Annotated in this window: 15 protein-coding genes; 10 read left to right on the forward strand and 5 right to left on the reverse strand. The window is 68.0% G+C overall.

Going from position 1 to position 11,944, the window contains the following annotated elements; translation table 11 throughout:
* Window positions 1-377, reverse strand: a 377-nt coding sequence (locus ACG2DA_RS18460) for a hypothetical protein (RefSeq protein WP_395257544.1), incomplete at its 3' end; no start/stop codon positions are given.
* Window positions 378-574: 197 nt separating this feature from the next.
* Between ACG2DA_RS18460 and ACG2DA_RS18465 the strand changes: the two genes are divergently transcribed.
* Window positions 575-841: a helix-turn-helix domain-containing protein gene (locus ACG2DA_RS18465; RefSeq protein WP_395257546.1), complete on the forward strand. Its 267-nt coding sequence runs from the start codon at window positions 575-577 to the stop codon at window positions 839-841.
* A 73-nt stretch (window positions 842-914) separates the two neighbouring features.
* Here ACG2DA_RS18465 and ACG2DA_RS18470 read toward each other — a convergent pair whose 3' ends face one another.
* The 4 genes from ACG2DA_RS18470 to ACG2DA_RS18485 form a co-directional block, all read right to left on the reverse strand.
* A complete protein-coding gene (locus ACG2DA_RS18470; RefSeq protein WP_395257548.1) occupies window positions 915-1,430 on the reverse strand; it encodes a hypothetical protein in 516 nt (171 codons plus the stop codon).
* A 33-nt stretch (window positions 1,431-1,463) separates the two neighbouring features.
* Window positions 1,464-2,387, reverse strand: coding sequence for a P63C domain-containing protein (locus ACG2DA_RS18475; RefSeq protein WP_395257550.1), 924 nt, complete (start codon window positions 2,385-2,387; stop codon window positions 1,464-1,466).
* Between the two features lie 436 nt (window positions 2,388-2,823).
* A complete protein-coding gene (locus ACG2DA_RS18480) occupies window positions 2,824-3,159 on the reverse strand; it encodes a hypothetical protein (protein WP_395257552.1) in 336 nt (111 codons plus the stop codon).
* Between the two features lie 149 nt (window positions 3,160-3,308).
* Window positions 3,309-3,572: a helix-turn-helix domain-containing protein gene (locus ACG2DA_RS18485; RefSeq protein ID WP_395257554.1), complete on the reverse strand. Its 264-nt coding sequence runs from the start codon at window positions 3,570-3,572 to the stop codon at window positions 3,309-3,311.
* A gap of 231 nt (window positions 3,573-3,803) precedes the next feature.
* On the opposite strand from ACG2DA_RS18485, the gene ACG2DA_RS18490 reads away from it, so the two are divergent.
* The 9 genes from ACG2DA_RS18490 to ACG2DA_RS18530 all read left to right on the forward strand — a co-directional run.
* Window positions 3,804-4,199, forward strand: coding sequence for a hypothetical protein (locus ACG2DA_RS18490; protein WP_395257556.1), 396 nt, complete (start codon window positions 3,804-3,806; stop codon window positions 4,197-4,199).
* Window positions 4,200-4,274: 75 nt separating this feature from the next.
* Entirely contained in the window at window positions 4,275-5,639 is a 1,365-nt protein-coding gene (locus tag ACG2DA_RS18495; RefSeq protein ID WP_395257558.1) for an HNH endonuclease, read from the forward strand.
* Between the two features lie 191 nt (window positions 5,640-5,830).
* Window positions 5,831-6,130, forward strand: coding sequence for an HNH endonuclease signature motif containing protein (locus ACG2DA_RS18500; RefSeq protein WP_395257560.1), 300 nt, complete (start codon window positions 5,831-5,833; stop codon window positions 6,128-6,130).
* A gap of 213 nt (window positions 6,131-6,343) precedes the next feature.
* On the forward strand, window positions 6,344-6,748 hold the full coding sequence (locus tag ACG2DA_RS18505; protein WP_395257562.1) for a hypothetical protein: 405 nt from the start codon (window positions 6,344-6,346) through the stop codon (window positions 6,746-6,748).
* 134 nt (window positions 6,749-6,882) lie between these two features.
* Window positions 6,883-8,691: a hypothetical protein gene (locus tag ACG2DA_RS18510; RefSeq protein ID WP_395257564.1), complete on the forward strand. Its 1,809-nt coding sequence runs from the start codon at window positions 6,883-6,885 to the stop codon at window positions 8,689-8,691.
* Window positions 8,692-8,703: 12 nt separating this feature from the next.
* The gene (locus tag ACG2DA_RS18515) at window positions 8,704-9,642 is read left to right on the forward strand and encodes a hypothetical protein (protein ID WP_395257566.1); all 939 of its coding nucleotides are present in this window, start codon (window positions 8,704-8,706) and stop codon (window positions 9,640-9,642) included.
* Window positions 9,642-10,349: a hypothetical protein gene (locus ACG2DA_RS18520; protein WP_395257568.1), complete on the forward strand. Its 708-nt coding sequence runs from the start codon at window positions 9,642-9,644 to the stop codon at window positions 10,347-10,349. Before ACG2DA_RS18515 ends, ACG2DA_RS18520 begins: the two co-directional genes overlap by 1 nt.
* On the forward strand, window positions 10,346-11,281 hold the full coding sequence (locus ACG2DA_RS18525) for a hypothetical protein (RefSeq protein ID WP_395257570.1): 936 nt from the start codon (window positions 10,346-10,348) through the stop codon (window positions 11,279-11,281). The genes ACG2DA_RS18520 and ACG2DA_RS18525 overlap by 4 nt, the downstream gene beginning before the upstream one ends.
* On the forward strand, window positions 11,278-11,944 hold a 667-nt coding region (locus tag ACG2DA_RS18530; RefSeq protein WP_395257572.1), incomplete at its 3' end, for an FAD-linked sulfhydryl oxidase. The genes ACG2DA_RS18525 and ACG2DA_RS18530, both read left to right, overlap by 4 nt.

The following is an 11,944-nucleotide window of genomic DNA, read 5'->3' on the forward strand; positions in this document are numbered from 1 at the left end:
TTGGCGACGTTCTCGCCGAGCGCGTGCCGCTTCTCGAAGCCGCACAGTTCGCACCGGTACTGCCGACCGCCGACCGTCACCCCGAGTTCCGTCGGGATGTCCTGCCCCTCGAACTCCGCCACGCGGTACGCGGCCGTCACGGAGAACAGGTCCGTCGTCTTCGCGGCCGGGATGGCCGGGTTCTCCTTGACGAACTGCTCGACCTTGTACTCCACGATGTACCGGATCTGGGTCCGCAGGCAGGCGGTGCGACCGGCGGGCCAGACCGTGCGGGTCGGGGAGGTGCCGCGGAGAGCGGCGCCAGACAGGCCGCGGGAGGGCTCCGCAACCGGAGCGGAGGGCTTGACGACGCGGCGCACAGGGGTGAGAGTCGGCATAGCCGGCTCCTTTCCTAACAGGGGTTGTGGGGTCGGTTAGGCCCACCCGAGCGAGTGCAAGTCGCGGAGGTGGGCCGTTTCGTGTCGGCCGTTTGACCGACAGGGGGATTGTAGACAGTTCGGCAACGTTGACAACCCCGCAACAGTCAATTTCGGGAAAGATTGTCAACAATCCTTCCGGGGGCTATCCTGTAGGCATGCCGGCCCCCGCCTCAATTCCCGACGCTCCCCCCTCCGGCCGCTTTGCCGGCGACGCTCCGGCTCTCGCGCTGGCGCTGCGGATGCGTCAGCACCGGAGCGAACGCGGGCTGTCGCTGGCAGAGGCGTCGGCCCCCGCGGAGATTGACCGATCCGCATGGTCGCGGATGGAAGACGCGGACCGCTGGGTCACGCCGGCCGTGCTGGTGCGGATTGCGAAGACACTGGGCGTCTCCCCCGGCGAGGCGATCACCCCGCCCGGGTGACTTTCCAAGTTGGAAAGTGAGAAAGCCCCGCCCGGGGTCGCCGGACGGGGCTCGGTTTGGCACCCCGCGGGTGTCACGGATTCGCGTCGGCGGTCTCCAGCCGCTTGTAGTCCCACCGCCACGTCGCCTTCTTTCGGTGGCACGCGCAGGCGCACGGTGACTTGTTCCCGCGGGAGTCGGCGCACTGCCTGCGAGTCGCCCCGGGGGACGAACAGCAGCACCGGGTCCGGTCCACGACGACCTCGCCCAGTTCGCCCCGCAGCAGACGGACCACCGTCGTCCAGTGTTCCATGTGAGGTTCGGACAGCAGCGGGACCGGCTGGCGTCCCCGCCGGCACGCCGCCCGTTCCGCCATGTATCGCTCGCGCAGGCTGGCCAGCGGCGCCGCGTCCGGGCTCCATTCCGCACCCCCACCCTCGCTCACCCGGGCGACCCCATCGTCCTCCGCCCGTTCGGTCGGCCAGCCGTACTTGTCCATCCAGCCGACGGCCTGGAGCAAGGCGAGGAGGTCACCGGGCGGCACGCCCTCCCATGACCGGAGGAGGGCGTCCGGGGCGATCCACGGGAGGGGGCGGGAGGGGGCGGTCATCAGTCTGTAGGGCGGAGGGGGTGGGGCGGACTACTAGCAGAGCTTGATCTGACGCTCTTTCTTTTCGCGGTCGAACGCATCGCGGATGAACACCCTGAACTCCTGCATCCCGCCCCACGGGAACGGCCGGGCGATCTGCGTCACTTTCTCTTGGTGGGCCAAGAACTCCTTGAGGGCGTCGTCCGTCAGGAACTGGTAGTTCTTGAACCGCCGCTGCCCGTTCTCGTTGTTCGGGTTGAGGCGGTCGAACTCGGCCTTGAGCCCCGGGGCGAGCGGGTCGTACAGCGTCTCATTGATGACGTGCCCGAAGTACCGCGGCGTCTGGCCCTTCGGCCGGGGATAACTGAGGCGGTTCAGTTTGCACATCTCCCGCAGGTAGTTATCCCGGCACTGGGAGACTCGCTGCTGCGGGTGATCCATCAGCAGGTAGTTGTAGAGAGCGGCGTACGCCCCCTCCGCGACTTGGCTGCGGATGCCGAGGGCGTCATCGAACACGATGTTGATAGCGACGGACAGCAGGGCCTCTTGGATGGCGATCGCCTTCTCAACCATCCGCTCGTGCCGCCTCGTGGTGGCGCCCCGGGCCTTCGCAATGATCATCGCGGAGGCGAAGGCCGGAATGACCTCGATCGGGAGTCCGCGGGCGACGCCGCCGCCCTTCGGGTGGGTGAACGGGACGGATTTGGACGCCAGCAGGCGGACCCGAGAAAAGTAGGGTGAGAGCCGCTTCTGGGACGCGATCCGGTCGATTTCGACGCCACCAGCCGTTCCGCTTTGACGGCTGATCGCCAAGGCGTCCGCGACGCCGCGGTCGGAGAACAAGCGGTCGCCGTCCTCCGTGTAGAACCCGTCGATCGACAGGTCGCCCATCGGAACGGAATCATGGAGAACGGCCCGCTTCGGCTTCACCATTTCCGCCTTGGGGGAGCGGCGGACAGTTAGTTCGCTGTTGGACACGAAAGGATCGTCCAGAGTGGAAGGAACCGGACCGTTCACGGCCGTCCGGCGACGCCGCTACGCCGGTCCTAGAAGACGCTGATTCGCCGCACGCCCACGCGGCAGCGATCGCCAATACCCATCACGTTCTCTTTCTCTTGCGGGGCCGGGCCTCCGGGTCGCCGTGACCCGAAAGAGATAAAGCCGCGGCGACCCGGAGGAGCGGGGTAGCGAACCCCTCCCGTCCGCCCATTGTCCCGAGCCGCGTTCACTATCAAAACGGAAAACGCGCGATTCCAGAAAAACGCCACGATTGCCTGTCAGGAATGGGCTAATCACCGATGAACGGATATACGTTTTAGTGTACAGGAATCGGGCTCTATCGGGGTGAATGCCGGTGTGTCGGGAACGGGAGCCTCGCCCGGCCCGAAGACAGGCCGGGCGAGACGGAAGAACGTCACCGCGGGATCGTCCGCAGACGCCGGGCCTCGGTCAGCCCGGCGGCGATCAGCGACGGGTCGTAGACCGGCTCCCCGCCCCGCTGGTCGGCCGGGACCAGAGCGTCCAGCAGCACGCGGGGCACGCCCAGCAGGCGGGCGACCTCGGCGGCCGTCCAGAACGCGGCCGTATCGTTGAACCGATGCGTGCCGTACTCCTGCGGGGCGACGCGGCCCCACTCGGCGTCAGCGGCGTCCCACGCCCGTTGCTCGGCGTGCCAGCGGGCCGCCCGCTGGAGGTAGGGGTGAGTCTTAGGCGCCGCCGACTTGACGTGCGCAGCGTGATCGTGGACCATGCTTCGGCCCTTTCGTTGGGGTGAAACACGGCCTGCGTCCCCCCAGTCGCCAAACTTGGGGACGCGGGCCGTTTCTGTTTACCGGTGCAGATGTGCAGTCCGGTAGCGGGAGTTTCGTCGGGAAACTTCCAAACGTCAAGCCCTGGCGGTTACTCCGCCGGCAACAGGCCGTGGACGGTCACGCCGAACGTCGCGGCGATCGTCGGGTACTTCTCGACTGTCGGGCTACTGCTGCCGCTCTCCCAGCCGTTCAGCGTGCGCACCGTCACGTCCAAGCCGGCGGCTTCCAGCCGATCCCGTAGTTCTTCCACGCTCCAGCCCTGCCCTTCACGCAGCGAGCGCAATCGGGCGCCGAGGCGACCACGGTAGGTCGTCGTGTCGGGTTCTTTCGGCGGTCGGCCTTGGCGGCTCATGCGACGACGTGAGGCGGTCCTGGGGAAGCGATGCACGATACCACCAACAGGCGAGACTCGCCCCCGGATCAAACGAATCCGAAAGTCCGATTGCTTGACTTTCGCAAGATTTCTACGAAAGTCGTGAACCGGCGAGCGTCGCCGGCCGTTTAGAGAAGTGTCCCCCGGGCCGCGTAGGACCGGCCCGGGGGACTGACCAACCCCCAACACGAATCAGAAAGGGGTCAGCCGATGGCTACCCTCACCGCTCAACGTCGCGTCGTCAAGACCCCCGCCCCCGCCCGGGAATCGTCCCGCGGACTCGCCGGGGCGAACGTCGCCGGCACCAGCCCGACCCGGCGCGTCTGGGTGTCGTCCGAAGGCGCCCGGGCCGACCTCGGCACCTACGTCCGGGTGCAGGTCGCCAAGCGGGTCCGCGACTACGGCAACCACGACAAGTTGCACTTCTGCGTGACGCTGACCGTGGACCTTGAACGGTTCGCCGGGGAAGACCTCCCGATGGTCGTGTTCGTCTGCGAGCGGGGGCGTCGGTACGTCTGCTCGATCAGCGGCGTCGATCCGCGGCCGGAGACGAACGGGATCGCCGTGACGTACGCCTGCAAGGACAGCGGCGAAGACCGCTTCTGATTTGATCCGCCCCCCGCCGGTTTCCGTTCACGCGAACCGCCCGCTAGTGCTCGTGTACTCCCTGTCGGATTCGTTATGCCGTACCGAAAAGACCGGCTCGCCCTGACCGACGCGGACGTTGCGGACTACCGCGGCGGCGTCTCCGCGTCGAAGATCGCCGAGCGGCACGGCTACTCCGCCGGCACTGTGATTCATGCCCTGCGGCGGATGGGCGTTGAGACCCGGGGCCTGTCGGAGTCGCAGAAAACGATCCCGGGCCGCCCGCCGACCGTGCTGGCGGAGAAGTTCGTCACCATGTATCGCGACGGGATGTCAGCCGCGAAGGTCGCGGAGGCGGCCGGGCTTCATCCTGCGACCGTCCGCAAGGCCCTCAAGCGGCAGGGGGTGAAGTACCGCAAGAAGTCGGAGCCGAACACTCAGTCCGGCGAGCGGTTCGGCCGGCTGACGACGATCGAGCCGTTGGGGGTGGGTCCGCGGGGTGGCGTGAAGGAGTGGCGGTGTCGGTGCGACTGCGGGACGGAGACGACTGTGGGGGCTGCCACACTGCGGCACGGGCACACGAAGTCCTGCGGCTGCTCGAAGCTAACCGACAACCCGATCTCGCCTGGGGACCCGTTCGGCCGATGGACGGCGGTGGAGCCTGCGAAGCTGGGCCAGCACGGGGCCGTCAAGCGATGGCTGTGCCGGTGCGATTGCGGCACGGAGAGGAGCATAGACGCAACGGAACTGCGGCGGGGGAAAGTAAACTCCTGCGGATGCTTGCGGCGTGGTCCTCAATACCGGGAGCGGAAGTCATGTAGGGTTCCGATCAAAATGGTCGGCAGGGCGTTCGGCCGCCTCACTGTGATTTGTTGGTCCTGCCCGAAGTGGTACGGGAAATACGGCTGGGTCTGTCGATGCGAGTGCGGGAACGTCGGTGTCTATAAGGGGCACGCTCTCCGCAGCGGCTCGATCGTCTCCTGTGGGTGCCGGAACCTAGACACCAACGTCCAGCCGGGCGATGTGTACGACAGTCTCACCGTCCTGCGCCAGAACGGGCGAACGGCCTACGGGCGGCATGCGTGGCTCTGCCGATGCGAGTGCGGCGGGACGATCACCGCGTCGTCCGACGGTCTCACGCGGGGAACAACGAAGTCCTGCGGATGCCACAAGGGCGACGGCCGATCGCTCCGCCCCGACGGTTATATCGAAGTCTGGTGCAACGGCCGAAAATGGCTGGAACACCGCCTCATGATGACGTGGAAGGAAGGCCGCCCGCTCAAGCGGCACGAGGAGGTCCACCACATCGACAACAACAAAACGAACAACCATCCGGACAACCTCGAACTTTGGGACCATTCCCAGCCGCCCGGCGGTCGGGTGAGCGACCTCACGACCTGGGCGAAGCAGTACCTCGCCCGCCATCAACCGGAAGCACTGGTGACGCGATGCGAAAACTAGAGTGTCCTGTCGGGCAGAAGTTCGGCCGCCTCACCGTACTGGGCGAAGCCCGCGTGAAGGGACAACGTCGCTGGCGCTGTTCGTGCGAGTGTGGCGGCGAATCGCTCCCCCGCCCGTCGTCAGTTATGAACGGCCTGACTCGTTCCTGCGGGTGCGGTGCCGGCTGCTGGAAAGGCGGAAAACCCCGCCCGGTGGGCAGTCGCGTACGAGACAAGACCGGATATGTTCGCATCACCACGGAGCGAGGCAGCGTGCTGGAACACCGCCATGTCATGGAGCAGGAGTTAGGCCGTCCGCTCCCTGAGGGCGCGGTGATTCATCACAAAAACGGCGACCGGGCCGACAACCGCCCGTCGAACCTCGAACTGTTCGACCGCTCTCACCCAAAGGGTCAGCGGGTCGCCGACAAGATCGAGTTCGCCCTAGAGATTCTGCGGAAGTGGGAACCGGATGCGTTGGCGGATGAGTGCCGGGAGCCGCCCGACGAGTGAACCGTTGTCGCGGGGCGAGCGTTCGGGTCGGATACCGCCATGAACACTCGCATCACCTCCCCCGCCGTCCTGTCGCTCGCGTTGATCGGGTGCGGAACGGACGAACCAGAAACAACTCCCGTTGCCGCTGCCGCTTCGGCTCCCGATCCCGCGCCGCCCGCGTTCGATCGAGAGAACTTCACCGCTGGCCTTGCCCTAGTGAAGCTCAATACCGTGCCGCTTCCCCAGAACGATCCCGGCTGGTACGCCGCCGGCGACGGGATCGCGGCGATCAAGACCGTCCTGCGGATCAGCGCGGAGCCGGCCGGACCGCTCAAGGACGTGGCGAGCGTCACCGGCGATGTGCAAACCGACGCGGGAAAACTCAAGACGGTGCAGTTCGACCGCCACGCCGAAGGCGACTTTCGCGGCGAAACCACGGTGGGCGTTCAGAGCCTCGCCGCCGCGTTTGACGAGATGCGGGAGACTTCGGAGGCCGCCCGTAGCGTGAACCTGATGGGGTCGGACGAGGACCGTAAGAAATACTCAGCATTGCCGTCCGGCACTTCGCTGGACTGGGCGTTCACGCCGAAGGCGGTCACCCTCGAAGACGGTACGGTCGTCCTCTGGCCGAACTGACGGCCGGGGAGAGTTTGGGTACGGCGGGCGGATTCTGGTTTGGTGGCCGGGCCGCACCGCCCGCGGATTGCCGTCGCTACCGGCGACGGTTTCGGGTCGGGTGACGGCGTCCCCGTCTCCCCGCCCGCCCGCCGATGGCCAGTCTCACCGAACTGTTCGCCGAATTGACGGCCGCGGTGCGGGACGACGCCGCGGAGAGCCGCGAGGGGCGGGAACGGCTTGAGCGGGTGTTGCGGGAGATTGAACAGCCCGCCGCTCCGGTCCCGGCCGCGATGCTGGGGACGTTCGGGTCGAACAGTCCGTTCGCTCAACTTCAGACGCAGACGCGGGAATTGTCCCGGGTTGAGCGGGAGTACGTCGAACAGATCCGCAGGAGCACTGAACAGCTACGGCGAGAGAACGGTTTTATTCGGGGAGGCGTCGGGGGCGGTCGCGGCGCAGGTCAGTTCGGCGGCGGCGGAGCCGTTCAATTGGCCTACGGCTTAGAGGACCTGGTCGCAGTCCTGAGCAACGGGGGCTCCGCGGGCCAAGCCCTGCGCGCTGCATCCAACAATCTCTCCTTCGTCTTAGGATCATTGGGCGGCGCGGCGGGCGCGTTCGGCATTCTGGGGGCGTCGCTCGGCTCAGTCGTTATCCCCATGCTTTTTGAGAGCGAGGAGAGCGCCGAGAAGGCCGCCAAGTCGCTCGAACGGCTCAAGGAGCAGATGTCGGAGTTCGCCGACATCGTCGGCCGGCAGTCGGACGCGATCACCGCCCGGGAGCGGACCGCCCGGATCGCCAGCGGGGACCTGTCGGACCTGACGGCGCCGTCCCGGGCCGGGCTGTCCGACCGTGAGCGGACGGAACTGCAAAACGAGCGGGTCCTCGAAGCGACCCGGGAAGCCGCCGAACAGCGGGCGCAGGCTCAGGAAGAGATCGCCAACGCGAAGCGGGAAGCGGAGCAACTCTCGAAGCAGTACCTACAGGCGCGGGACAACGCCGCCCGGGAGGCGGAGGTCAACAACCGCCGGGACTACTTCGGGATCAACCGGGCGAACCTCGCCGCCGGTCTCGGCATGGACACGTCGTCCTACGACGCCCGGAACCGAGCGGCCGGGAGCGAGGCGTTCGACGCCGAGGCCGGCGCTGAACTGCGCCAGCGGGTCAATAAGGCATCCCAGCGGGAACTGGACGCCAAGCAGAAACTCACCGAAGCCGAGGAGGCGCTGGCGAAGCTGACCGAACAGGAATGGCAGATCCGCCGCAAACTGGCGGAAGACTTCGCCGGGGCGGAGAACTTGCGGCGACAACGCGAGAACCCCCAGCGGTTCGGCCAGCCGTTCGCTGAAATCGACCAGCGTCTCACCGACCAGATCAAGCGGGCGGAGGACGAACTCGCCGGAATGCCGGACGTGCTCGCCCGCTGGAAGAAGGCGTACGAGGACGACGCGGAGTTCGCCCGCCAGCGCGTCCGCGACGATCTCCGCGGCACGATCGATCCGAACTTCGCCGCGGATCGAGCCCGCCGGGAGCAGACCGCACAACTGGAAAGCATCCTCGGGCCGGAAGCCGTGGCCCTGCGCGACTTCCGCGCCCGCATGGGGGCCACGTCCGACATCGGGCAGGGGTCGGCGTTCCGGTTGTCGGACCGGCTCGCCGAGATCGACCGTCTCGGGTTCTCCGGCGAGGACCGGCAGGCGGAGATCGACGCCGCGAACCGCGACTTCCGCCGTTCGATCGCGGGCATGATCCCCGGCCGGCAGGGCGCGACGCTGGGCGTCAACGTCGAACAGGGCAGCGTGGCCGCCGCGGCGCTCGTCAACCGGATCGAGTCCGCGAACCAGAACCGCAAGACCCGGTTGGAAAGCATCAACGAGAAAATGCTGGCCGAGATGAAGGAGTTCAATAAGAGGCGGGAGGACGCCGGCTTGCCTGTCTACGACTTCAGCGGGGCGGAGGCTTAGATGGCGTGCCAAGTGCGATGGGACCCCAGCGGCGAGGGCGGCGACGCCAACCCGTGGGAGCGGTACAACCGCCGGATCGTCATCTGCTTCGACAAGGACGACCCCAAGTACACGGTCCATCAGGCCACGGCGCTGGCGCGGGCGAATCCCGGCCCCGGCGTGCTGGACTACCTGCCGGTCTACGGCCAGGCGGACCCGCTCAATCCGGTGGCCACGGTGCGGAACATCCGCCCGTCGGTGAACGCGACCGGCGAGGTGTGGCGGGTCGAAGTCACCTATTCCAACGAACCGGAGGATGAGCGGGAGAAGGAGCGGCGGGCCAATCCGCACTGGAACCCGCTGGACGAAGAACCCAAGGTCGTCACGATCACCTCCGAGGAGATGGTCCCGTGGGAGGAGGACGAGGAGGGGAACCCGCCGATCAACTCGGCGAGCGACAAGATCAACCCGCCCCCCACCAAGATCGTCACTCGGTACGCCTATCAGGTGACGCAGAACTACGCCGAACTGCCTGCCAACTACTACCCCGCCGAGGACGAAAGCGAGATCAACAGCGGGGCGGTTCAGCTCTACAGCATCGACAAGACGTTCGGCGCCGGAGAACTGCGGTACGCCCCCGGCAACGTCTCGGACTGGAAGACGCACGACCTGCTGGACGTGACCGACGCGAAAATCACGGTCCGCTACAAAACCGCGACCGTGACCTACCATTGGCGGCCGAAGACGTGGGACCAGCGCATCCTCAACGCGGGCGTGAACCAGCTCGTCAACGGCGAGAAGGAGGGGATCACGGTCCCGGCCGACGACGGCACGCCGATGGCCGTGGGCGACCCGCAGTTCCTAGACGCAAACGGCGCGTGGATTCCGAACGGCACGGCGGCGGACGCGACCTATAAGACGTTCAAGCCGTACCCGCGGGTCTCGTTCGCCGGCCGCCCGGGGGTGGTCTGATGGCGTCCGTCGGAGCGAAAGCGGAGCCGTCCCAGTGGTCCGAAGTGTTCGGCCGCCCGGCGAGGGAGTCGGTGACGACCCGGGACGGGGTGATCGAGCGTCGGTCCCGACCGAACCGGACGTTGGGCGTCAACACCTTCCTCGGCCGCGCCGCGGCGGACATCCCGACCGGCCAGACGGCTTCTCTCGACTTGGTCGACGGCGATCTGACGGAGACCGGACGATCCCTCAACGCCAGCAACCTGCACCGGCAGTTCGCTATCGAGGCCGGCACGCTCTGCGCGGGGTTCCGGGTCGCGGGGATCAATCTGATCGTCTGGACGGACGTGTGCCCGACGGATGTGGGGCCGGCGGAGTGCGAGTGCGAGAACCAGAGCAACGGCCTCACGATCAAGTACGACTGCGACGACCCGCTGCCGGAGGTCTGCGGCGGCGACCCGGACCCGGACACCGCGGTCTGCTACGACGCGGACTTCGTCGGGCACACCTATCTGGTCGCGGACGGCCCGCCGGACGACTGCGAGGACATCCTCACCTGCACGGGCTCGGGCGGCCAGACGATCGCGTACCGGGAGAGCGACGGGCTGCCGGAGGATTGCGGCGGGCAGCACGACCCGGACGACTGCCTCTGCGTCGGCGGGCAGACGCTTTATCAGTACCGGTGCGACACGGTCCCGCCGGACCCGTGCGGAGACGAGTACGCATGATCGCCACGGCCTGCTGCTGCCACGCGGAGGGGCCGACGTGCGAGCCGCCCGCGTTCCCCGAGAACTTTTCCGCCGGCCTCAGTTGGGGCGTCTCGCTCCCGTCGGGGACCGAGTGGGCGTACCCCTATGTGTGCTCGCCCAAATGGTTCTGGACGGCCCCTGACCCGAGCCTCGCCTATTCGGGCGTTCGGTTGCCGGGGCTGTACCCCGCGAAGGCGCGGGCGTACGGCGCCGATGGGTGGACGGTCCTCGACCGGGTCGCGGACTGGCCCGTCTCGAAACTCGCCGGGTCGGCCGAGGGGACCTACGATCCCGCCCAGACGGACGAGCGGGACGCCTACGGGAGCGTCGTCGCCGCCTACCGGATGCGACTGATCCTCACGCCCTGCGTGCGGTACGATCACCTGCCCGAACCGACGACGGCGGTCGAGTTGCGGGTGGAGTGGGCGGCGTTCTCGCCGGAATCGGAGGCGGGGCAGTGTTATGACGAGTGGAACCCGGACACGCTCGAATGCGAGGCGAGCGACGGGTACGCGCTCTCCGACGGCGTGACGTACTGCCGGGACCACCCGGTCGATCCGCTTCAGGGGGCGGGGCTCCCGGGGGAGTGCGATCCGCCCTACGACGGCGAGAGCGTCCAGAACTCCAAGCGGGCACCGAGCCCCTACCTGTCGGCCTGTTGCACCGGCTTCTCCGCGTCCGGCTCCGACTGCCGGGGGACGTTGCCGCGGACGTTCGTCTACCGGAACCCGTGGCCGATCGACGAACTGGCGACGAGCCGGGGCTACGAGGGGACCGGGTTCACGGGCGCCCCGGCGGCGTTGACCGTGAAGGGCGGACCGTTCCGGCACCGGTCCTATCCGGACGACGGCCCCTATTCGGAAATCCAGCCGGTGACCGGGTTTGACGAAGGCACGGTGAACCTGACGTGACGCATTGGCGAAACACCCCCGTCCTGTTGCTGGACGGACCCGACGACTGGGCGTCCGCGGCGCTGGCCGAGACCTCCGGGCACTGGCTGGCCCACGACCCCGACAAGGCGGCCCGCGTCGCCTCCCTGCCGCCGGGACCGAAGCGGGAGGCGATGGCCCGGCAGTGGGGGTTCGCGGCCCGCAGGGCGGCCCACGCGGCCGGGCGGGGCGTGCTGGCCGCCGGGCCGGGCGTCGCGGCGCTGGCGTCCGGCCCCGGGGTGCGGGTGGTGCGGCCCGGGGAGCGGGTCGCGGTGGAGGTCCGGCGGTCGGAGGCGGTCTCCCGGCAGGTGGGCGCCCTGGTAGACCGCACCAGACCGAACGTCACGCCGAAGTCCGCGGAGGGCTGGCGGATGCTGCACGAATACGCTCTGCGGTACGACGGGGACGCGGAAGCCGCGGGGGCGTGGCTGGACCGGTTCGCGGCCGGACTGGGGTGCGACGACTGCCGGGGGCACTGGCGGAAACTGACGGCGGAGAACCCGCCTGACCTGACGGACGCGGAGACGTTCTTCGCTAGCTCGGTCGCGTGGCACAACGCGGTCAACCGCCGCATCGGCAAGCCCGAGGTCACGGTCGCGGAAGCCCGGGAGCGGTGGCGGGAGCCCGTCCGCCGGGTGGAGCACG

It is taken from the genome of Alienimonas sp. DA493, assembly GCF_043951915.1.
Taxonomy (GTDB): domain Bacteria; phylum Planctomycetota; class Planctomycetia; order Planctomycetales; family Planctomycetaceae; genus Alienimonas.